The sequence below is a fragment of the Tannerella serpentiformis genome (assembly GCF_003033925.1).
GTDB classification, from domain to species: Bacteria; Bacteroidota; Bacteroidia; order Bacteroidales; family Tannerellaceae; genus Tannerella; species Tannerella serpentiformis.
On the sequence record NZ_CP028365.1, the window covers coordinates 447140 to 468589 of the forward strand.

The following is a 21450-nucleotide window of genomic DNA, read 5'->3' on the forward strand; positions in this document are numbered from 1 at the left end:
CGATCTCCGAAAAGCAAAGCCAAAATGGCTATCGCAAGAAGCACTTCTCCAACGCCCCAATGGGCCATGAGTAGCAGAGGGTTCATGTTTCCGTATCACTTGAAATCTTCTCTTTTCCAAGGGCGCAAAAGTACACGCAGCGAATTAATTTGATTTCAGGGTCTATCGGGATGTGTATTTCTCGGACAACCACATCAAAAACCGCAGCCACCTTCAAGCCTTCTGCCCATCTATGGCGATTTAGAACTACGCGTGAGTCCGATAAATAAGAATAAAGCCCGCCGGGAGTCTCTACGGGAGCCACGCCATGACCAAAACGTTTTTGGAAATGCTTGCGGAAGTTCCGCAAATCAAAAAGAGAACGCTTTGGCGTTTGCGGAAGTTCCGCAAATCAAAAAAGAACGTTTTGGCGCTTGCGGAAGTTCCGCAAATCAAAAAGAGAACGCTTTGGCGCTTGCGGAAGTTCCGCAAATCAAAAAGAGAACGTTTTGGCGCTTGCGGAAGTTCCGCAAATCAAAAAGAGAACGCTTTGGCGCTTGCGGAAGTTCCGCAAATCAAAAAGAGAACGTTTTGGCGCTTGCGGAAGTTCCGCAAATCAAAAAGAGAACGTTTTGGCGCTTGCGGAAGTTCCGCAAATCAAAAAGAGAACGCTTTGGCGTTTGCGGAAGTTCCGCAAGCATTCCCAAAAGCACTTTGGCCGTTACAGCGCTCTATCCAAGCCATTCTTCAGGGATTAGGAGCCTCATTCTTTCGTTCAAGCTCACGTTGCAAAGATTTCTGGAAAGGGAGATCCGCCGTCGAGGGCATCCGTTTCGCTCCGATAGATCGTTTAGAGGCTATACGCTCCTGCGATCTATATCCGAAGTGCCAATCTGATCCCGCTACGCACTTTCGCCCTCGATGGACTGGCCATCGAATCGCGAACGGGTTTCCCCCTTTCCAAACTGCGCCTACTTTTGCCGCGCTTAAAACCAAAACGATAAAAGATAGTATGAACGCCTATGTTTTTCCTGGCCAGGGCGCCCAGTTCGTTGGAATGGGCAAGTCGCTGTACGACGAAAATCCCCTCGCGAAAGATCTGTTTGAACAAGCCAACGGCATCCTCGGCTTCCGCATCACCGACCTCATGTTTGCCGGCACGGACGACGACTTGAAGCAGACGAAAGTCACCCAGCCCGCCGTCTTCCTCCACTCCGTCATCTTGGCGCTCACGCAGGGCGACGCCTTCCGTCCGGACATGACGGCCGGCCATTCGCTGGGCGAGTTCTCTGCCCTCGTCGCCGCCCGCGCACTCTCGTTCGAGGACGGCCTCACGCTTGTCTCTAAACGTGCACAGGCCATGCAAAAGGCATGCGAGAAGACGCCTTCCACGATGGCCGCCATCATCGGACTGGCCGACGAGCAGGCCGAGCAGATCTGCGCTGAGATCACGGACGAGGTGGTTGTCTGCGCCAACTATAATTGCCCCGGACAGATCGTCATCTCGGGTACCCTTGCTGGTGTTGACGCCGCCTGCGAGAAGATGAAAGCCGCCGGTGCCAAACGCGCCCTCAAGCTGAAGGTGGGCGGTGCCTTCCACTCCCCGCTGATGGAGCCCGCACGCGCCGAACTGGCCGAGGCGATCGAGTCGACCCACTTTAACCAGCCCGTTTGCCCCGTCTACCAGAACGTGGACGCACGACCGCAGACCGATCCCGACGCGATCCGCCGCAACCTCATCGCGCAGCTCACCTCACCCGTCCGCTGGACGCAAACCGTGCGCAACATGGCCTCCGACGGCGCTACGCACTTCACGGAGCTGGGCCCGGGCAATGTGCTGCAGGGATTGATCAAGAAAATTGAGCCCGCCGTGGCTGTCGACGGTTTGCAGTAATCTATAATGTATAGCAACAAGGAGCCGATGGAGAAGGGAAATAATCCACTCTACGATAAGAACACGCTGGAGTTTGTCGCTGTGGCCTTCGAGTGCTGTTCGTGGTTAGAAAAAACCGAGCGTGAGGGCGCCGACCTCTTCGCATTTGTTGACAAGGCGACCAAGCTGCTCCCCTTGCTCTATCTCAAAGCGACGCTCCTACCCGAGGTCGAGGTCGACGACGATGAAGACGTCGACCTCGCGCCTTTCATCACCGAAGAGACTTACGAGGCACTGCGCACCCGACTCTCCGCTTTGCTCGGACAACACGATAGCTACCTCGAAACCTTCCTGCCCGACATGCGATACAGCGACACCCCTATCGCTGCTTTTATCTCCGAGAACCTGTCCGATCTCTACCAAGACCTCGGCGATTTCGTCTCCCTTTTCCGCCAGGAGCATGAGCCCACGATGCACGCCGCACTGGCGCGCTGTACGGAAAACTTCCGCCTCTATTGGGGCCAAACGCTCCTCAACGCCCTCAAGGCCCTCCACGCAGTGCGTTACAACGAAGAATTCACCCTAACCGACCCCACGACATGACACTACACCCTCCTCTCCCCGCCAAAATCACCAAAGAAGAAATCGCTACGCTGCCCCAAGAAGAATATGCGGGGCAAATCGTCGTCGTGGATTGCCCGGAGGACGTAGCTCGGGCCGTTGCCGAACTATCAGCCGAGGCACGCGTAGGCTTCGACACCGAGACACGCCCCAACTTTCGCAAGGATCAGCACCACAAGGTGTCGCTCGTACAAGTGGCTACCGAAGAGACGTGCTACCTCTTTCGGCTGAACTGTCTCGGCGGTATTCCGGAGCCACTCGTGGGCTTCCTTTCCAACGCCGACGTGACGAAGATCGGCCTCTCGCTGGCCGACGACTTCCATATGCTTCGTGAACGGGTGGAGACGCTCCAGCCGGCGGGCTTTATCGAACTACAAAAGCTCATGCCCTCTTACGGCATCAACGAGGCCGGCCTGCAAAAGATCTACGCCATCCTCTTCCAAAAGAAAATCTCCAAACGAGCACGCCTCACCAACTGGGACGCCAACGTACTCACCTCCGCGCAACAGAAATACGCCGCCCTCGACGCTTGGGCCTGCCTGCGCATCTACAAACACCTCTGCTCATGATATACCCCAAGATTTACCTCAAGCCCAAGAAGGAGGAGTCCGTGCTGCGCCTCCATCCGTGGATCTTCTCCGGCGCCGTGGCACGTATCGACGGCCAGCCCGAAGAGGGCGCCGTGGTAGAGGTCTTCGCTGCCGATGGCCGACCGCTCGGCGTAGGGCACTATCAGATCGGTAGCATCGCCGTCCGGCTGCTTGCCTTCGATGAAGTGACGATCGACCATGCCTTCTGGCTTGACCGACTCCGCTCGGCCTACAACCTCCGTCAAATGCTAGGCTTAGACCATGCGCCGGAGAACGATACCTACCGACTTGTCTACGGCGAAGGCGACCGCCTGCCGGGCCTCGTCATTGACATGTATGCCGACACGGCCGTCATGCAGGCGCACTCCGTCGGCATGCACCACGCCCGCCACGACATCGCCACGGCCCTGCGCGAGCTCCTCGGCGATCGCCTACAAGCCATCTACTATAAATCCGACGGCACACTGCCCTTCAAGGCCGCCCTCGATCACACCGACGAGTACCTACTGGGGCGTTACTCCGGCGGCGAACACCTCGCCACGGAACGCGGCTTACGCTTTGGCATCGACTGGCTAAAGGGGCAGAAGACGGGCTTCTTCGTCGATCAACGCGAGAACCGTCGGCTCTTAGAGCAGTACGCCGGCGGTCGCACGGTGCTGAACATGTTTTGTTACACCGGCGGCTTCTCCGTCTACGCCATGCGCGGCGGTGCGCGGGCGGTACACTCCGTCGATAGCTCCTCGAAGGCGGTATCCCTGACCGAGCGCAACGTCGCCCTCAACTTCCCCGACGACGACCGCCACCGCGCCTTTGCCGAAGACGCCTTCGATTACCTCCGACGTGCCGGCAACGATTACGACCTCATCATCCTCGATCCCCCGGCCTTCGCCAAGCATCGCGACGTGCTCCGCAACGCCCTCCAGGGGTATCGCAAACTCAACGCCGCGGCTTTTGAGAAGATTCGGCCCGGAGGCATCCTCTTCACTTTCTCCTGCTCGCAGGTGGTCAGTCGCAACGACTTCCGACTGGCCGTCTTCACCGCCGCCGCACAGACGCGTCGCCACGTCCGCATCCTGCATCAGCTCACCCAACCCGCCGATCATCCCGTCAGCATTTATCACCCCGAAGGCGAATACCTCAAAGGCCTCGTCTTAGAAGTCGAATAGCGCATGCATCATACCGAGATCGAGAAAATGCGCCGCGGCGAGTCGCCCGACTTCCAATCGCCCGAGCTGCAAGCCAGCTTCCGGCACGCTAAGGAGTTGCTGGCCCGCATGCGTACCATGTCGACTTACAGCGGCGGCTTCCGCGAGCTGCTCGAACAGCTCATCCCCGGCATCCCCCCGACGTCCGTCGTCTGTCCGCCCTTCCATTGCGACCACGGCCACGGCATCCGCCTCGGCCACGGCGTCTACATCAATGCCGGCTGCACCTTCCTCGACGGCGGATGGATCCGCATCGGCGACCACACCCTCATCGGCCCCGCCGTACAGATCTACACGCCCCATCACCCGCTGAATTATCTCGAGCGCCGCACGGGCCGCGAGCATGCGCGCCCCGTCACCATCGGCGCCGACTGCTGGATTGGCGGCGGAGCGATCATCTGCCCCGGTGTCACGATCGGCGATCGCACGGTGATCGGCGCGGGCAGCGTCGTCACGCACGACATCCCCGCCGACTCGCTCGCCGTCGGCAATCCCTGCCGCGTCATCCGCCCATTAGAGGCCGGAGAGGACGCTACTCACTCCCTATAACGCATCACAATGGACCATAACCCCGCCCAAGAAATCAATCCCCACATCCCGGCCGCGGCACGATGGATCGGCGCCACGCCGCTCGTCGTCTTCCTGGCCGTTTACCTGCTGACCTCGCTCATCCTCCGCGACTTTTACGCGATGCCCATCACCGTGGCCTTCCTCGTCTCCTCGGTCTACGCCGTGGCCATCACCCGCGGGCTATCGACCGAGAAACGCGTCCTGCGCTTCTCGCGCGGCGTGGCGGACTACAACCTGCTGATGATGATCTGGATCTTCGTCCTGGCGGGCGCCTTTTCCGAAGCCGCCAAGAGCATCGGCGCCATCGACGCTACGGTCCACCTCATCCTCCGCCTGTTGCCCGCCGGACTACTCCTACCGGGTCTTTTTCTTGCCTCCTGCGTCATCTCCCTCTCCATCGGAACGAGCGTCGGCACCGTCGTCGCCCTCGTGCCCATCGCCCTCGGACTCTCCGAGCCGCTCGGTCTGCCCGTGGAGTACATTGCGGCCGTCGTCACGGGTGGTGCCTTCTTCGGCGACAACCTCTCGTTCATCTCCGACACCACCATCGCCGCCACACGCACCCAGGGCTGTAGCATGCGCGATAAATTTCGGGTCAACCTCCGCATCGTCCTGCCCGCCGCCATCGCCACCTTCGTCATCTACGCTTTCCAAGGCGCCCACCTCGCCGAGACGCCGCTCAGCACCGACACCCATTCGCCCTGGCTGGCCCTCCCCTACCTCGTCGTCCTCATCGCCGCCGCCCGCGGCATCAACGTGGCCGCCGTCCTGACCCTCGGCATCGTCGTCTGTGGCCTCGTCGGCGCCGTCTTCGGCACGGTCACGTTTTGGCCTTGGATCGGCGCCTTGGGGCAAGGCATCGTCGGCATGGGCGAACTCATTATTGTTACCATGCTCGCCGGCGGCATGCTCGAGCTGATCCGTTTCAACGGCGGCATCGACTACCTCATGAGTGGCCTCACGCGCGGCATTCGCGGCAAGCGTGGCGCCGAAGCGGCCATCGCCGCACTCGTCTCCGTGGCCAACATTTGCACGGCCAACAACACCATCGCCATCCTCACCACCGGCTCGATGGCGCGTGAGATCACCGCCCGTTACGGCATCGATCCGCGTAAGTCGGCCAGCATCCTCGACACCTTCTCCTGCCTCATCCAGGGCCTGATCCCCTACGGCGCGCAGCTGCTTCTGGCCGCCCGTTTCGCCGAAGTCTCGCCCATCGCCATCGTCGGCTACCTCTATTACCCCTTCATCATGGGCGCCTGCGCCATCCTGGCCATCGCCCTGCGTCTGCCGCGCAAATACAGCTGAATCGAAATCCATCTTTTGAAACGATGCAGCGGAACGCCGGAAGCCCATCTTTTCGCCCGAAACGACTAAAAAGTAGTTTGCAGCCATTTCGGGTCACCGGAAACGGCTAAAAAGAGGTTTGCAGCCATTTCGGGTCACCAGAAACGACCAAAAAGAGGTTTGCAGCCATTTCGGGTCACCAGAAATGACTAAAAAGAGGTTTGCAGCCATTTCGGGTCACCAGAAACAGTATTTCCAGCCGTCGAAACCGTTTCATGTCGCATGAAACGACATTTCCGACCGTCGAAGCCATTTCATGTCGCATGAAATGACATTTCCGACCGTCGAAGCCATTTTATGTCGCATGAAATGATATTTCCGACCGTCGAAGCCGTTTTATGTCGCATGAAATGACATTCCGACCGTCGAAGCCGTTTCGTGTCGCATGAAACGACATTTCCAGCCGTCGAAGCCGTTTTATGTCGCATGAAACGACATTTCCAGCCGTCGAAGCCGTTTTATGTCGCATGACGCGACATTTCCGACCGTCGAAGCCATTTCATGTCGCATGAAACGACATTTCCGACCGTCGAAGCCATTTCATGTCGCATGAAATGGCATTTCCGACCGTCGAAGCCATTTCGTGTCGCATGACGCGACATTCAACCGGCAGCCTATCAGCCGCGGAGGATGGGAACGATGTAAAACGAAAAATTGTCGCGCGCCCGGACCGAGCACGCGTCGATGATTGCCCGGCCGACGGCCTCGGGCGTGGGGTGCGTGGCAAAAAGGGACGACAACGCGTCGTCCGTGATGACGTCCGTCACACCGTCCGTGCAGAGCAGGAAACGGTCGCCCGGGCGCACGTCCGTGAGGCGCACCACGTCCGCCTCCGCGGGTGCGCTCGAGCCTTGGATGGCACGCGTGATGACGTGCCGCTGCGTATGGCGCGCGGCCTCCTCGGCCGTGATCCGCCCCAGCTTGACCCACACGTTGACGAGCGAATGATCCTCCGTGCGAAAGACGATCCGACCGTCGCGAAACTGGTACACGCGGCTGTCGCCAATGTGCGCCACCGTGACGCCCCCGCCGCGGTCGAAGGCAAGCATCGTGAGCGTCGTAGCCATGCCCACCGCCTCGGGGTGCGCGGCGAGATATTCGTCGAAACGTCGCTCGGTGTACTTCACCGCTTCTTGCACATCACGCCCTCCTGTCACGGCCATGCCGTCCGCCAAGGCCTCGCAGGCCAGCGCACTGGCCACTTCGCCCCGCTCGGCTCCGCCCACACCGTCACAGACGACAAACAGCGCACCCGTGCCCCGTGCCGCCTGCCCAATGGCCGGATAGATGGCGTCCTCATTATTCGCTCGCCCGCCCGTTTCTGAGGCGGCAAAGGGTTGTCCGACGACTATTTGCATAAGACTTTCAGAAATTGAATCGGAGCGTGGTTCGGCCCAGCCGCAGCTCGTCGTTGTCCTTGAGGACGACGGTCTCGCCCGCGCCCAGTGGGACGCCGTTGTAGAGCGTGTGATTCTTGCTTTGGCAGTCCGAGAGCGTGTGAATGAGGTTGCCGCGGCGATCCCGACGGACGTCAATCCGTGCGTGGCTGCGGCTCATGGTGCGGTCGGACGTTTCGATGGCGATCGCGGCCTCTGTGGTCGAAGATTTACGCCCGACGATGTGCGTGCCCTCGCTTAAGGGGAAGACCTGTTCGGGCGTATCAAAAGCGGCAAGGACAGTGATCCGCCCTTGCCGCTTTTCAACCGGCCTAAGAAGGACGGTTTCGGAGCCGCCGTCAGCAGCTCGCTGGGTTAAGTATGATACGGGGATGTCGTGCTTGCATTGCGGGCATTTGAAAGAGGTGATGCCCTCGGGGATTTTCGTTTCGTCGACTTTGAGGCCGGTCCGGCAATGCGGGCATTTGACGGGTATCATGAGAAGATGGAGATGTCAGCGGCGTCATCCATGTCGGAGGCGATGTCGATAATGTCGTCCGCGGTGGAGAACTCGGCGTCGTCCGAGAGGGTAATAAAATCCATTGCCTGCGCTGCGTCGTCCACCATCACGAAACTGTGGTCCGCATCATTGTCCATGTCGATCATCACCACGTCGGCCAGATCGCTGTCTATTGAAACAAAAGTTTGCTCGTCCATTGTGCTGTATAATTACATCGTTATCAATTAGAAATCGGTGACGAAAGTAGGACGATTGCCGGCCTCGAGCCGTCCCACGGGATTCATAACGTACAAAAAGCAGACGTTTATGTACCAATTACACCCGCCGTAGGGGCTTTACGGCTTGTTGTCGTTTACCCATTTGGCACGACAACCGTTCGTGGGGCATCGTTTCTTTTTGGCCAGCGACTCCCACGGGATCTCGCCCAAAAAGGTGCCGCACTTGGGGCAGACGTAATCTATTTTGAATTGGTTGGCCAGGTCTTGGAGCAGCGCGGGGATCTTGGCCGACTGGCGCGCACCGAGGTAGACGCCCAGCAACGGAGCGACGATGGTGAGCACGAGGCTAACGAGGAAGACGACGCGATGGCTCCGCCCCACGGAGCCGACGATCAGCCCGACAATGCCGACAGCGGCGAAGGGTAAGGTCTGGAAGAGGCGCGTCTTGAATTGGTTGGACGACTGGATGCGGATCTTGCGGCGGATGTAGCCGTCGTAGATGGGCTTGAGGGCGGCGAACTCGGCGGTGTAGTCGTTGTCGAACTTGAGGGCTTCGCGGACGTCGAGCGTGTAGGTGTCGCCGAGGGTGACGGTGTCGGACGCGCCGAGGCGCTTGCGGACGATGCGATCGCCATTGACGAAGGTGCCGTTGGCCGAGTCGGCGTCTTCGATGAAGAGTCGGCCGTCGACCTCGCGGACGAGACGGGCGTGATGGCGACTGACCCCGGGCGCATCGGCCGGGATGACGTAGTCGTTGTCGGTGGATTTACCGATGCGGATCGTGGCCTGGCTCATGGCTTCTCAGCGGCGGTTGACGGGGTGGGCGTGGCGGTGCCAGCCAGGGCTTCTTGCTCCAGACGATCCTTCATCATCTTCAGCGGATCGCGCGAGATGACCAGCTCGCGAGGTTTGCCGCCGGGCACGAGCATGAGCATTTTCTGCTTGGGCAGATTGATGTGCAGGATGTAGTTCTTATTGACGATGTAGCTTTTCCCGACGCGGACGAGGGGGGAATTGGATCCGGCGGTTTGTTTGTTGAGCATTTCCTCGATGCGCCCGAGGTTGATGGCGAAGGTGAACTGGATGCCTTCGGTGAGCAGCAGACGGGTATAGTTGCGGTCGGCCTCGAGGTAGAGGATGTTGTTGATGCGTAGCCGGAGCAGTTCGTCTCTTGTTTTGATAATCAGATGTCGATCCATACGTGTCGATGTGTGGTTTATTTCCTTTTCGATTTGGGCGGGCAAAGATGTCCCATAAAACCGAGAGGAGAACCACCCCCGGACGGACAGCTCCCCTCTCTTGCTATACATATCTATTAGGCAACGGGCAGATCAGTATCCGCGGATCGCCTTGATGCCGGGCAACACCTTGCCCTCGATGGCTTCGAGGAGGGCGCCGCCGCCGGTCGAGACGTACGACACGCCGTCGGCCAGACCGAACTTATTGATGCACGCCACGGAGTCGCCGCCGCCCACGAGCGAGTAGGCGCCCGCCTTGGTGGCTTCGACGATGGCCTCGGCCACGACACGTGAACCATGCGAGAAGTTGTCGAACTCGAACACGCCCGTGGGGCCGTTCCAGAGGATGGTCTTCGAGCTGCGGATGACGTCGGCAAACTCGCGCTCCGTCTCCGGGCCGATGTCGAGTCCCTGCCAGCCGTCGGGGATGTTGTTGTTCGGCGCGATGGCCGTGTTGGCGTCGTTGCTGAAGCGGTCGGCGATCTTCGAATCGCTCGACAGGACGAGCTTCACGCCGCGCGCCTTGGCCTTTTCGATGAGCGAGAGGGCCAGGTCGAGCTTATCGTCCTCGCAGATGGAGCTGCCGATCTTACCGCCGAGGGCCTTCATAAACGTGTACGTCATGCCGCCGCAGATGATGAGGTTGTCCACCTTGCCGAGCAAGTTTTCGATGATCTCAATCTTCGACGACACCTTCGAGCCGCCCATGATGGCGGTGAAGGGCCGATTGATGTCGTTGAGCACCTTCTCGACGGCGCGCACCTCTTTCTCCATCAGGTAACCAAACATTTTGTGATCCGCGTCGAAGCAGTCGGCCATGAGCGCCGTCGAGGCGTGAGCGCGGTGAGCGGTGCCAAAGGCGTCGTTGACGTAGACGTCGGCGTAGGAGGCCAGCGTCTCGGCAAACTTGCGCTGCTTCTCTTTCATCTCCTTCTTGGCGGCGGCCTTCACCTCGTCCGAGGCGTCGTCAGCCAGGCCGCGCGGCTTGCCCTCCTCCTCGGCGTGGAAGCGGAGGTTCTCCAGCAGCAGCGCCTCACCCGGCTGCAGGGCGCAGGCTTTAAGCTCGGCTTCCTCGCCGACGCAATCGCTGGCAAACTGCACATCGACGCCAAGCAGCTCAGCCACATGCGCACGGATGTGCCGGAGCGAAAACTTGTCGTCGTTGCCTTTGGGCCGCCCCAGATGCGAGCCGATGACGACGCTGCCCCCGTCGCCGAGGATCTTCTTCAGTGTGGGCAGGGCGGCGCGGATGCGCGTATCGTCCGTAATGTGGAAATTCTCGTCGAGCGGGACGTTGAAGTCGACCCGCACGAATGCCTTCTTACCGGCAAAATCAAATGAATCAATGGTCTGCATACCTTGTTGTTTTATATGTGATAACTATCTTATACTCATTACGTATCGTTCGTTCTGACGGGTGCAAATGTATAACCGGAATGGGTGAAAATCGAAAAAGTGGGAACGAAAAATCCCGCCGAGCGGAGGGCTGCCAATTGCCTAAGGAAATCGCGCGCCACAAAACTTTTTGGCTTAAGGGTCAAATATGTTCCTGCGGGGTGCTATAACACACTGTGAGTCATGCATATGTTGTATCTCATAGTATTATGAGAGATCAAACTCGAAAAAAAGTACCCCCATTGTGGATCAAAAGATGTGATACGTAAAGGCACACGAAATGGAGCGTCTTATTGGTTCTGCCATAGCTGTAGACACTACTTCAGTGGTCGTTCGCGTGTAGATTCTTCAGCAGTTTATCAGTACTATGCTCAAGGTACCTACACCATTGCACAGATCGCAGAGCGATTGGGTATATCTTGTTCTACAGTAAAGCGTCGTATGAAAAATTTCCCTCTCAGTTCTACCTCTATAGCACCTCGAACTGTGGCGCTTCAAATGGATACCACATACTGGGGTAGAAACTTTGGCGTAGTACTTTTCATGGATGTAGCCACCCATCGCGTCCTTCATTTCAGATTCATTTATCGAAAGGAGCGTATAGAAGATTACTTGGCAGGAATAGCTTATCTCAAAAGACAAGGAATACGGGTGAGCGGAGTCATTTCTGATGGACTCTCTGGACTGAGAAAAGCCTTAGCACCAATCCCTTACCAATACTGTCAATTCCATCAAATACAGCGTATCAGACAGCTGCTCACCAATCATCCAAAACATCCGGCCTCTATTGCGCTGAAAGAGATCGGCCTACAGCTTACACAATCCGACAAAAAACAGTTTGCTGGTTTGTTAGCACAATGGCATGAGCAGTGGAAGGCATACTTGGAAGAGAAAACATTCTCAGAAAATGGAGCGTCTTTCACTTATACCCATCGGCGTTTAAGGGCCGCTTATTTTAGCTTAACAAGGCACTTAGATATTCTCTATACCTACCAATGCTTTCCGGAGTTAGGCCTACCAAACACCAATAATGCATTGGAGTCACTGAATGCTTCCCTGAAGACGAAATTGCGCTTGCATCGTGGAATCTCTCGGGAAAGAAAGCAAAGACTTATTCAGGCCATTATAATAGCTTACAACCCCTGTCCTATAAACGAGAGTTGAACCATCACAGGAACATATTTGACCCTTAATGAGACTCACAGTGTGTTATAGCACTCCGCAGGAACATATTTGACCCTTAAGCCAACTTTTTCGGCTCATTTCCTCAGGAAATCGCCCGCCACAAACTTTTTCGGCCCATTTCCTCAGGAAATCGCCCGCCACAAAACTTTTTCAGCCAATTGCCTGAGGAAATCGCGCGAAAAAGGCCGGTGCGCCGGCCGGCAAAGTTGGCCGGGTACGGAATGTATCCGAAACGTGACGAAGAAAACTTCGCCAGCGGCCGCAGCCCTTCTTTTCTTCTCTTGATAGAAGAAAAGAAGCAAAAGAAGATCAAGGCCGGTGCGCCGGCCGGCGAAGTTTGCCGGTAGCCGCAGTCGATCCGCCGATGATCCGCTCTACGTTGAGGCGGCCTGAACAGACGTAAAGGAAGAAGCCGCGGGCGAAGAGGAAGGTGAGGAAGGCGATCCACAGGGCGTCGTTGCCTATCCACGGCGCAAGGGCGTAGAAAACGGCGAGGTAGAGCACGAGGGCATAGAAGACCGTATTGCGCAGGATGCGGGTGCGGGTGGCGCCGATCATGATGCCATCGATCATGAACGGGACGGCACCGACGAGTGGCACGGCAATGATCCACACGATGTAGCGCCCGGCCGTCGCGATGATGGCGGGCGAGGGGGAGAAGATGGCCAAGATCTGCCGCCAGCAGAGGGCGTACACCCCGATAAAGAGGCCGGCAATGACGAGCGACCAACCCATCAAGCGACCGATGAAACGGCGCAGCGCCTCAGCGTTACGCTCGCCCACGAAGCGGCCTGAGAGTGCTTCGCCGGCGTAAGCAAAGCCGTCGGAGAGGTAGGAGAAGAGCGTAAAAAGCTGCATCAGCACGGCGTTTGTCGTCAGTATCGTGTCACCGAAACGCGCCGAGGCCGCGGTAAAGAAGGTGTAGGCCGTGACGACGCAGAGGGTGCGCAGAAAGATGTCGCGGTTGACGGTCAGAAAGTGCACGAGCGGCGCCAGACTGAGCGAGGCGCGGAGGTCAATGAGCCGCAAATAGCCGCGGTATTTGACCCATAGGAAAACGAGGGCGACGAGCAGCCCGGTGTATTGCGCCACGACCGTCCCCCAAGCCACGCCGGCGATGCCCCACCCGAGCCCGAGCGCGAACCAAAGGCTAAAGACGACGTTGACGACGTTCGAGAGGATGGCGATGAACATGGGCGTGCGGGCGTCTTGCATGCCGATCAGCCAGCCCTGGAGCGAGAGGAGCAGGACGGAGGCGGGCGCGGCCCAAACGCGGGCGAAGAAGTAGTCGGCAGCGAGTGCGTTGACGTGGTCGCCGGCCTGCATCAGGGCGAGCGAGGCGTGGCCGATGGGGCGTTGGAAGGCGAGCAAAAGCAGCGCAAGCACGGCGGCCACCCACACGGAACGCGCGAGCATGTTGGCACATTCGCCCGGTTGGCCGGCTCCGTAGGCCTGGGCGGTGATGCCGCCGGTGCCCATGCGTAGGAAGGCGCAGTTCCAGTAGATCATCGAAAAGATGGTCGTGCCGACGGAAAGGGCGGCGATGTTGGCGTCGTCGCCGATGCGCCCGGCGATCGCGGTGTCGGCCATGCCCAGCAACGGGATGGTGATGTTCGAGACGATGTTCGGCAGCGCCAAACGCAGGATCTCGCGGTCAGTCGGGGTGAACTTCAAAGTCATCGGTGGGTCGCGGCAGCTTGCTTATTAATCGACCCGAAAACCAAGTCGGCGTAGGCCCTCCTCCGCACGTCGGCTCGCACCGGTGAGGCACAGGCGGAAGCAGGGGAACTCGCGTCGGATCCAATAGTCGCCGCGTTGGCGCTCGAACGTCTCGGGCGACGTTTTCAGTCGGGCACTGTCGGCCTCGATCGGATAAGTGTGGGTGACAGCTTCGTAAAAGACATCCTCGTCCGTGCGGCCGATGGCGTCGAGCGCAAAATCCGTCGGCATAGGCGGCGCGGGGAGGGTGGGCGGGAACCAGTCCGCGAGGGCGTCAATGCCGAACATTTGGCTGCACGTGCGCACGCAAACGGCCGTACCGTTGGCCTTTCCGTCGGCCGAATAACCGGCGATGTGGGGCGTGGCGATAAGCGCATTGCGGAGCAACGTGCGATCGATATCGGGTTCGCCTTCCCACGTGTCGAGGATAAAGGCCGCGAGTCGACCGCTCTGCACAGCCTCACGGAGAGCCGCGCTGTCGACAACCGGTCCGCGGGAGGAGTTGATGAAGGCGGCGCCGCGACGCATCCGGTCGAAGAAACGGGCATCAGCTAAGTGGCGCGTCGGATACGGGCCATCGGCCGTCAGCGGCGTGTGGCAGGTGATGATGTCGCTCTGTCGGAGCAGTTCGTCGAGCGACGTAAAGGCGTCGCTGCCCTCGCGTTCCTCACGGGGCGGATCGTTGAGCAAGACGCGCATGCCGAGTGCCTGCGCCGCGTCGGCCACGCCTCGCCCGACGTGCCCCACGCCGATGACGCCAAGCGTCGTGTCAGTAAGTCGCAGGCCCCGTTGGCGGACGATGGTGACAAGTGTGGCGGCGATATATTGTCGGACAGAGGCGGCGTTGCAACCGGGCGCGTTCACCCAGCGGATGCCAGCGCGTCGGCAGTAATCCGTATCGATATGGTCGAAACCGATGGTCGCGGTGACAATCAGGCGAACGCGACTGCCGGCAAGCAGCGACGCGTCGCAATGCGTGCGGGTACGAGTGAAAAGCACATCCGCGTCACGCACATCGTCAGCCGAGATCGCAGCGCCGGGCAAGTAGGCAATGTCGGCATACGGTTCCATCACACCCCGCAGAAAAGGGATCTTATCGTCAGCGATGATTCTCATCTTCTTGTTGAATGATTCATTGTCTATGATTATCGGGTACCCGGCCAACTTCGCCGGCGGCCGCAGCCGCCTTGACTTTCTTTTGCTCCTTTTCTTGTGTCAAGACAAGAAAAGGAGAAGTAGGGGGCGGGGAAGTTGGCCGGGTACTGGAGTCATTGCCCTCGAATAATTAATTGCCGGTACGCCGCGCACATCATCAAATGCGCGAGCGGAATAGCCGCAAAGACGCCTACGCCGAAGGCTATATGTCCCAGCAACATGATACCGCAGCCGGCGAGCACGAGCTTGAAGACTTGTCCCGTAGCGCCACGCGTGATCTCCCAGCTGCGCCTAAGCGACGACAACGCGCCGGCGTTCTCTTCCACGATGATCTGTGGTGCAAACACCAGTCGCAGGCCGACGTAGATACCCGGCACGATGAGCAACACCAGCCCGATGCTGACAATCGTCCAATAAAGGATATAGGCAAAGAGCAGAGCAAACACCTTGCGCGACATCTGTCCGTAAGCCGAAAATTGCGGCTCCTCGCCGTCGAGCGCCTGAAAGAGGTTCTTGAGATAGCCCAGCGCAAAGACCAGCGTGAAGAGCGTGTTGGCTACCCCGAGCGCCGTGCGACCCGGGAAGCCGACGTAAGGCATAGTGCATGTAAGCAAGAGGCTGATGATCGTGTAACCGATCACCAGCCCTGCAAGCACCCATATCTGAGCCACGAGGCTCTGCCACGCCTTCCGCAGAAGGTCGGAGATAATGAGTTTTCGTTCCATGAATTGTGCCATTGTTTAGGGTTGAATCCAGCGCACGTAGGCAAAGTCCATGCGGTGCGGCAGCTTCGGATTGACGGGATAGACGCGGAAGCCGACGCGCATGTGGCCGTAGACGGCGGCCTTCTTATGGAGTTCGAAGTAGAGCTTCGATCCCACTTCCTTCTTCAGCGTGAAGGGTGCCACGGTGACGAGCTCCGTCTGATGATTCTCCGGATTCTCCTTCGTGTAGACGATCTCCACGCCAAGCATGCTCTTGAGGCCCTTGCGATCGATCACGATGCGGATGTCGTACTCCTCGCCTACGGTCGGGTGAGCGGCGTCGTCTTGATAGTCGAACGATTCGACCTCGAACTCGTTCCAGTGATCGGCCACCTCCCGCTTCCATGCGGCGATCTCACGCGCCTCGGCAAAGTCGGACTTCTCTAAGCGTGCGGCACGCACCGCCAGCTTGGAGTAGAAACGCGCCACGTAATCGTCCAGCATGCGCTTCATCGTGTACTCCGGTGCGATCTGCGACATGGAGTTCTTGATGTACTGGATCCACTCCGGAGAATAGCCCTTGCTGTTCTTGGCGAAGTAGAGCGGAATGATCTCGTCCTCCAGTAGGTGGTAGATCGTGGCCGCGTCCAGCTGGTCCTGATACTGCTGATTGTCGTACGTCCGCTGCGAAGTCAGCGCCCAGCCAGCGCCTTCCTTATAGCCTTCGTACCACCAGCCGTCGAGGACGGAGAAGTTGAGCACACCATTCATCTCAGCCTTCTCGCCCGACGTACCGGAGGCCTCAAGCGGACGTGTCGGTGTGTTCAGCCAGATGTCGACGCCGGAGATGAGGCGGCGAGCCAGACGCATGTCGTAGTTCTCGAGGAAGAGGATCTTGCCGAGGAACTCCGGCCGGCGAGAGATCTCTACGATGTGCTTGATCAGTCCCTGCCCGCCACCGTCGGCCGGGTGAGCCTTGCCGGTGAAGACAAACTGAATGGGGCACTTGTCGTTGTTCACGATCTTGGCCAGACGGTCGAGGTCGGTGAAGAGCAGGTGCGCGCGCTTGTAGGTAGCAAAGCGGCGGCCGAAGCCGATCAGCAGTGCGCCGGGATTGATCTTCTCCATCAGCGTAATCACCTTCGAGGGGTCGCCTTGATTCTTCAGCCAGTTGTCGCGATACTGGTTCTTGATGTATTCGATGAGCTTATTCTTGAGCGCCTTGCGGATCTCCCAGATCTCGCCGTCGGGGACATTGCGGATGGGATCCCAAATGGCCTTGTTCGACTGGTCGTCGAGGAAGTTCCGGTCGAACGTCCGCTCGCAATACTTCTTCCATTCCGTGGCCATCCACGTGGGCAGATGCACGCCGTTCGTGACGTAGCCCACATGCAGCTCCTCGGGGAAATAGCCCTTCCACACGGGGGCGAACATCTTGCGGGAGACGATGCCGTGGAGGTAGCTGACGCCGTTGGCCTCCTGACAGGTATTGAGGGCGAAGGTGCTCATGCAGAACTTCTCCGGGGTGCCGGGATTGGTGCGGCCCATGTCGATAAAGTCCTGCCAGCTGATGCCGAGCTTGTCGGGGAACTCGCTCATGTATTTGCCGAAGAGCGACTCCTCGAAGTAGTCGTGGCCGGCGGGCACGGGCGTGTGCACCGTATATAAGGAAGAGGCGCGCACCACCTCTAAAGCCTCGTTGAAGTCGAGCTTCTCGTTGTGGATATAGTCCACGAGTCGCTGCACATTGATCAGCGCCGCGTGACCCTCGTTGCAGTGATAAACCTGCTGCTTGATGCCGAGTTTGTTCAGGAGCAGGATGCCGCCGATACCCAGCAGGTATTCCTGCTTCATGCGGTTCTCCCAGTCGCCACCGTAGAGTTGATGCGTAATGGAGCGGTCCCACTCGCTGTTTTCGGGGATGTCGGTGTCCATCAGATAGAGGGGCACGCGGCCGACGCTCACCTTCCAGACGTGTGCATAAACCGTGCGGCCGGGGTAGGGCACTTCGAGCACGAAAGGTTGATTCGTACCCTCCATCACCTGCTCCAGCGGCAGGGTGGTGAAGTTTTGCGGCTCATAGTTGGCTATCTGTTGGCCGTCCATAGCCAGCGTCTGGGTGAAATAACCATAGCGGTAGAGGAAGCCGACGGCCGTGAGATCCACGTGGCTGTCGCTGGCCTCCTTGAGGTAGTCACCGGCCAGCACACCGAGGCCGCCGGAGTAAATCTTGAGCACGTTCGTCAGGCCGTATTCCATGCTGAAATAGGCGATTGAGGGCTTCGACGTGTCGGGCGCTTCGGCCATGTAATCCTTGAATTGCTGATAGACGCAGTCGATTTTCATCATCAGCTCATTGTCGGCCAGTATCTCATCGATCCGTCGCTGGGGCAGTTCTTGGAGCAGCAGCACGGGGTTACCCTCGGTAGACTTCCACAAGTCGGGAGAGATCTCACCGAAAAGTTTAGCCCCTTCGTAGTGCCACACCCACCAGAGGTTGCTGGCTATTTCATACAAAGGGGATAATTGCTTCGGGAGTTTGGAGTGAGAATAGATGTCTCTCCAGATCGGCTCGTTGGATTGTTTCGATTGAATTTTCGTCATATGTAATGCACTTTGATTGAGTTAGACGCCGCAAAGGTAGAGGGAATTGGCCCCGCAGGCAAAAAGGCGTCGCACACGAGGCGAGAGGGGGCCAAACGCCTCCATCAAATCGCTGTCCTCGTCAGGCGAGGCTCCATCATCTGCACCGAAGCCACGGTCCGGGTCGGGTAAAGCCCCGCCAGCCGACACGAAGCCACGATCCGAGTCAGGGAAGGGCCCGCCAGCCGCCCCGAAGCCACGGTCCGGGTCGGATAAAGCCCCGCCAGCCGACACGAAGCCACGGTTCAGGTCGGGTAAAGCCTCGCCAGCCGACACGAAGCCACGGTCTGGGTCAAGGAAAGGCCACCAGTTGAAATTCTACCGTTGTCTCACATTGATCGGGAATTAAATGGTCACTTTTTATACCTGAGAATATGTCTTAGCTATAAAACAGTCGCCAGTTTATAGTGATAAAATCTATTGGGTTATAAAAAGTCACTCGTTTATTCTGAATAAAAATGATTGGTATCTATTTGGTGACTTTTTTATACCCAATAAATTCTCTTGGATATAAAAGAGCAACAATTTATTAGTCTACGAGATTTATCCAGTATAAAAAGGCCACCATTTAATTCCTGATCATTTTTGCTCCATGATAAAAAGTCACTTTTTCATTTTTGAGTAAAGCTGTTCAGTATAAAAAAGTGACTTGCTATTTATCAGGTAAAGGAAGACAATGCGGATAATCCAGCTGTGGGGACATACCGGTAAGAGGGTAACGGCATCGGGTGGAGTGACGGGGCTTTCTGCACTTCGGGTAACCCGAATTTGTCGCCCGACAGGACTTTCCGGGCCGTGGACAAGGCCTTCACAGGCACGGTTTGGGTTGCGCGGGCGAAAAGCCGTCCTTTGCGCCAAACAATTTCACGATCAAGATTATGAACAGAATAAAAATAGGTGACAAGGTGCGCTTCCTCAACAGTGTGGGCGGGGGCGTGGTGAAGGCTTTGAAGGATAAGCAGACGGTGATGGTGGAGGATGAAAATGGATTCGACTACCCTGTGCTCGTGAGCGAATGCGTTGTGGTGGACGACGGGAAGCGACCGGCGGCGGGCGGTGCAACGCGACCGACGGCTCCGGAGCCTCCGCGGTCGGAGCCGGCTCAGCCTCGGCCGGCGGCCTATCGTCCGGAGGAGACGCCGGACGGCGAGTGCCTGAACGTGAGCCTGGCCTACCTGCCGATCGACCCGAAGAACCTGGTCGAGAGTGGCTATGAGGCGTACCTGATCAACGAGAGCAATTACGAGCTTTCCTATAGTTATATGTCTGCCTCGAACCGCAGCTGGACGCTCCGCGCCGGGGGGACGGTGGAGCCGAACACGCGGATCTTCCTCGAGGAATTCGGCAAGGAGCAGCTCGGGGATCTGGAGCGGCTCTGCGTGCAGCTGATCGCCTTCAAGCGGGGGCGGCCGTTTGGGCTGAAGAACGCCATCTCGGTGGAGCTGCGGCTGGACACGGTGAAGTTTTACAAGCTGCACTGCTTTGCGCCGAACGACTACTTCGACGAGGGGGCGATCGTGGTGCCCATCGTGCGCAACGATGTGCCGGAGCGTCCGCTCCTGATCCCGGTGGCCGAGCTGGAGGAGGCCATGATGACCAAGGCGCGCGAGGATCGTCGGCGGCCGCAGCCTGCGGCCTCGAAGCCCAAGCGACGGGACGACGACCCGGTGGAGGTGGATCTGCATATCCATCAGCTGTTAGACGACACGACAGGCATGGCGCCGGGCGATATGTTGCGCTATCAGGTGGACCGTTTCCACGCCGTGATGGAGGAATATGCGGGCCGTAAGGGGCAGCGGATCGTCTTTATTCACGGCAAAGGCGAGGGCGTGCTGCGGGCGGCGATCGAGAAGGAGCTGAAGACGCGGTATAAGTCGTGTGAGTATCAAGACGCCTCGTTCCGGGAGTATGGTTTCGGGGCTACGATGGTCAAGATCCACTGAGCGTCATGGCACAAGAGACGGAACGGAAATTCCTTGTGGCGGGCGACTTTATACCCTACGCGACGGCCGCGATTCCCATTGCTCAGGGCTATCTCTGCACCGATCCGGAGCGTACCGTGCGCGTGCGTCGGGCGGGCGATAGGGCCTATCTGACGATCAAGAGTGCGCCGGACGAGCGCGGCTGGAGTCGGTACGAGTTTGAGCAGCCGATCCCGGTGGACGACGCCCAAGAGCTGCTCTCGATGTGTGTGGGCCACCGGATCGAGAAGGTGCGCCATCTGGTGCCCGGCGGCGACGGTCACACGTGGGAGGTGGACGTCTTCAGCGGCGCCAACGCAGGGCTCACGGTGGCGGAGATCGAGCTCCAAGACGCTGACGAGCCGCTCACATTACCCCCGTGGGTGGGTCGTGAAGTAACAGGCGACGCCCACTATTACAACTCCGCGCTCTCCACCCGACCGTACACGGAGTGGGCATAGTGAGACGAGAAAGCGAAAAGTCCTGCCGGCGGGAGCATGTCTCCTACCAGCAGGACTTTTTGCTAACCACGCCTCAAGTCGAACGAAAGAGATCTCGAGCGTTGACTGTGATTAATGATGTCAGTCATAGAGCCACTATATACGTGTATCTGAAAATCATTCCCATCTCTCGATGAAGACCCCTTCACGTGGCAATGGCCGTGGCAACGCACGATCACTTGCTGATACTTATAGCGTTGTTTGTGGAGCTGGAGAGAGTCGAACTCTCGTCCAAACGAGGAATTGATCCGCTTTCTACATGCTTATCTCTGCCTTCATTTTCGTGCTGCGGCAAGACCAGAGCCACCAACCGCAACCTTATTCCCTAAAGTTTCACCTGACGTCCGGGACGTCCATCAGGCTATCTCCGAAATTGCTGCACCACCGATTCGGACGGCCTCGAAGCCACGGCTTCCGGGTGATGTCTCGTCCAAACACCTTGTGTAAGGATTAAGCCTTGACCTACTGTTCTTCAATCAGGCAGCGAGAGCGTAAGATTCTTCGCCAGTTAATTGTTCATCAGCCGAGATTTGAGTGCTGGCCAACGAGGCACTGCATGCTTACAAACCACTTCTACCCGCTGTCAAAACCGGTCAGCCCCGAAATGTGTTTGTACCTTGGAAAAAGCAGCCTTGATCTTGTCACTCCGTC

21 protein-coding genes and 1 other RNA gene are annotated in these 21450 nt (G+C 58.2%); 10 read left to right on the forward strand and 12 right to left on the reverse strand.

From position 1 onward, the window contains the following. Positions 1 to 252: 252 nt before the first annotated feature. The 7 genes from C7123_RS12800 (at position 253) to C7123_RS01835 (ending at position 6146) form a co-directional block, all read left to right on the forward strand. Complete coding sequence (locus C7123_RS12800) at positions 253 to 876, forward strand: hypothetical protein (RefSeq protein WP_159049799.1); 624 nt, start codon at positions 253 to 255, stop codon at positions 874 to 876. A gap of 115 nt (positions 877 to 991) precedes the next feature. Next, complete coding sequence (gene fabD / locus C7123_RS01810; protein ID WP_069175588.1) at positions 992 to 1873, forward strand: ACP S-malonyltransferase; 882 nt, start codon at positions 992 to 994, stop codon at positions 1871 to 1873. 27 nt (positions 1874 to 1900) lie between these two features. Then, positions 1901 to 2455, forward strand: a complete 555-nt coding sequence (locus C7123_RS01815; RefSeq protein WP_069176398.1) for a DUF5063 domain-containing protein — start codon at positions 1901 to 1903, stop codon at positions 2453 to 2455. Further along, positions 2452 to 3042, forward strand: a complete 591-nt coding sequence (locus C7123_RS01820; RefSeq protein ID WP_069175589.1) for a 3'-5' exonuclease — start codon at positions 2452 to 2454, stop codon at positions 3040 to 3042. Before C7123_RS01815 ends, C7123_RS01820 begins: the two co-directional genes overlap by 4 nt. After that, entirely contained in the window at positions 3039 to 4229 is a 1191-nt protein-coding gene (locus tag C7123_RS01825) for a class I SAM-dependent rRNA methyltransferase (RefSeq protein WP_069175590.1), read from the forward strand. The genes C7123_RS01820 and C7123_RS01825 overlap by 4 nt, the downstream gene beginning before the upstream one ends. Before the next feature lie 3 nt (positions 4230 to 4232). Continuing rightward, complete coding sequence (locus C7123_RS01830) at positions 4233 to 4817, forward strand: sugar O-acetyltransferase (protein ID WP_069175591.1); 585 nt, start codon at positions 4233 to 4235, stop codon at positions 4815 to 4817. Between the two features lie 9 nt (positions 4818 to 4826). After that, positions 4827 to 6146 (forward strand): Na+/H+ antiporter NhaC family protein, encoded by a 1320-nt coding sequence (locus C7123_RS01835; RefSeq protein ID WP_083206920.1) that lies wholly within the window; start codon positions 4827 to 4829, stop codon positions 6144 to 6146. Between the two features lie 656 nt (positions 6147 to 6802). Here C7123_RS01835 and C7123_RS01840 read toward each other — a convergent pair. The 6 genes from C7123_RS01840 to C7123_RS01865 all read right to left on the reverse strand — a co-directional run bounded on the left by C7123_RS01840 (position 6803) and on the right by C7123_RS01865 (position 10893). Beyond that, positions 6803 to 7543 (reverse strand): PP2C family protein-serine/threonine phosphatase, encoded by a 741-nt coding sequence (locus C7123_RS01840; RefSeq protein ID WP_107490559.1) that lies wholly within the window; start codon positions 7541 to 7543, stop codon positions 6803 to 6805. A gap of 7 nt (positions 7544 to 7550) precedes the next feature. Then, the gene (locus C7123_RS01845) at positions 7551 to 8060 is read right to left on the reverse strand and encodes an FHA domain-containing protein (protein ID WP_069175592.1); all 510 of its coding nucleotides are present in this window, start codon (positions 8058 to 8060) and stop codon (positions 7551 to 7553) included. Beyond that, a complete protein-coding gene (locus tag C7123_RS01850) occupies positions 8057 to 8278 on the reverse strand; it encodes a hypothetical protein (protein WP_037983875.1) in 222 nt (73 codons plus the stop codon). The genes C7123_RS01845 and C7123_RS01850 overlap by 4 nt, the downstream gene beginning before the upstream one ends. A gap of 138 nt (positions 8279 to 8416) precedes the next feature. Then, positions 8417 to 9094, reverse strand: a complete 678-nt coding sequence (locus C7123_RS01855) for an FHA domain-containing protein (RefSeq protein ID WP_037983878.1) — start codon at positions 9092 to 9094, stop codon at positions 8417 to 8419. After that, a complete protein-coding gene (locus C7123_RS01860) occupies positions 9091 to 9498 on the reverse strand; it encodes a LytR/AlgR family response regulator transcription factor (RefSeq protein ID WP_069175593.1) in 408 nt (135 codons plus the stop codon). Before C7123_RS01860 ends, C7123_RS01855 begins: the two co-directional genes overlap by 4 nt. A 132-nt stretch (positions 9499 to 9630) precedes the next feature. Continuing rightward, complete coding sequence (locus tag C7123_RS01865; RefSeq protein WP_037983880.1) at positions 9631 to 10893, reverse strand: phosphoglycerate kinase; 1263 nt, start codon at positions 10891 to 10893, stop codon at positions 9631 to 9633. A gap of 255 nt (positions 10894 to 11148) precedes the next feature. Here C7123_RS01865 and C7123_RS01870 point away from each other — a divergent pair, with 255 nt between their 5' ends. Beyond that, complete coding sequence (locus C7123_RS01870; protein WP_455431913.1) at positions 11149 to 12096, forward strand: IS256 family transposase, variant Zn-binding type; 948 nt, start codon at positions 11149 to 11151, stop codon at positions 12094 to 12096. A 330-nt stretch (positions 12097 to 12426) separates the two neighbouring features. On the opposite strand, the gene C7123_RS01875 is transcribed toward C7123_RS01870, so the two are convergent. The 5 genes from C7123_RS01875 to C7123_RS01895 all read right to left on the reverse strand — a co-directional run bounded on the left by C7123_RS01875 (position 12427) and on the right by C7123_RS01895 (position 18614). After that, the gene (locus tag C7123_RS01875; RefSeq protein ID WP_069175596.1) at positions 12427 to 13797 is read right to left on the reverse strand and encodes an MATE family efflux transporter; all 1371 of its coding nucleotides are present in this window, start codon (positions 13795 to 13797) and stop codon (positions 12427 to 12429) included. A gap of 24 nt (positions 13798 to 13821) precedes the next feature. After that, complete coding sequence (gene pdxB, locus C7123_RS01880; RefSeq protein ID WP_069175597.1) at positions 13822 to 14952, reverse strand: 4-phosphoerythronate dehydrogenase PdxB; 1131 nt, start codon at positions 14950 to 14952, stop codon at positions 13822 to 13824. Between the two features lie 152 nt (positions 14953 to 15104). Then, the gene (locus C7123_RS01885; protein WP_244905557.1) at positions 15105 to 15728 is read right to left on the reverse strand and encodes a YciC family protein; all 624 of its coding nucleotides are present in this window, start codon (positions 15726 to 15728) and stop codon (positions 15105 to 15107) included. A gap of 3 nt (positions 15729 to 15731) precedes the next feature. Continuing rightward, positions 15732 to 18299 (reverse strand): alpha-glucan family phosphorylase, encoded by a 2568-nt coding sequence (gene glgP / locus C7123_RS01890; RefSeq protein WP_069175598.1) that lies wholly within the window; start codon positions 18297 to 18299, stop codon positions 15732 to 15734. 21 nt (positions 18300 to 18320) lie between these two features. Continuing rightward, positions 18321 to 18614, reverse strand: coding sequence for a hypothetical protein (locus C7123_RS01895; RefSeq protein WP_069175599.1), 294 nt, complete (start codon positions 18612 to 18614; stop codon positions 18321 to 18323). Between the two features lie 602 nt (positions 18615 to 19216). Here C7123_RS01895 and C7123_RS01900 point away from each other — a divergent pair. Both C7123_RS01900 and C7123_RS01905 read left to right on the forward strand, forming a co-directional pair. After that, entirely contained in the window at positions 19217 to 20281 is a 1065-nt protein-coding gene (locus C7123_RS01900; protein ID WP_069176401.1) for a DUF2027 domain-containing protein, read from the forward strand. Between the two features lie 5 nt (positions 20282 to 20286). Further along, the gene (locus C7123_RS01905; RefSeq protein WP_069175600.1) at positions 20287 to 20760 is read left to right on the forward strand and encodes a CYTH domain-containing protein; all 474 of its coding nucleotides are present in this window, start codon (positions 20287 to 20289) and stop codon (positions 20758 to 20760) included. Between the two features lie 240 nt (positions 20761 to 21000). Here C7123_RS01905 and ssrA read toward each other — a convergent pair. Then, positions 21001 to 21400, reverse strand: a transfer-messenger RNA (tmRNA) gene (ssrA, locus tag C7123_RS01910). Between the last annotated feature and the right edge of the window lie 50 nt (positions 21401 to 21450).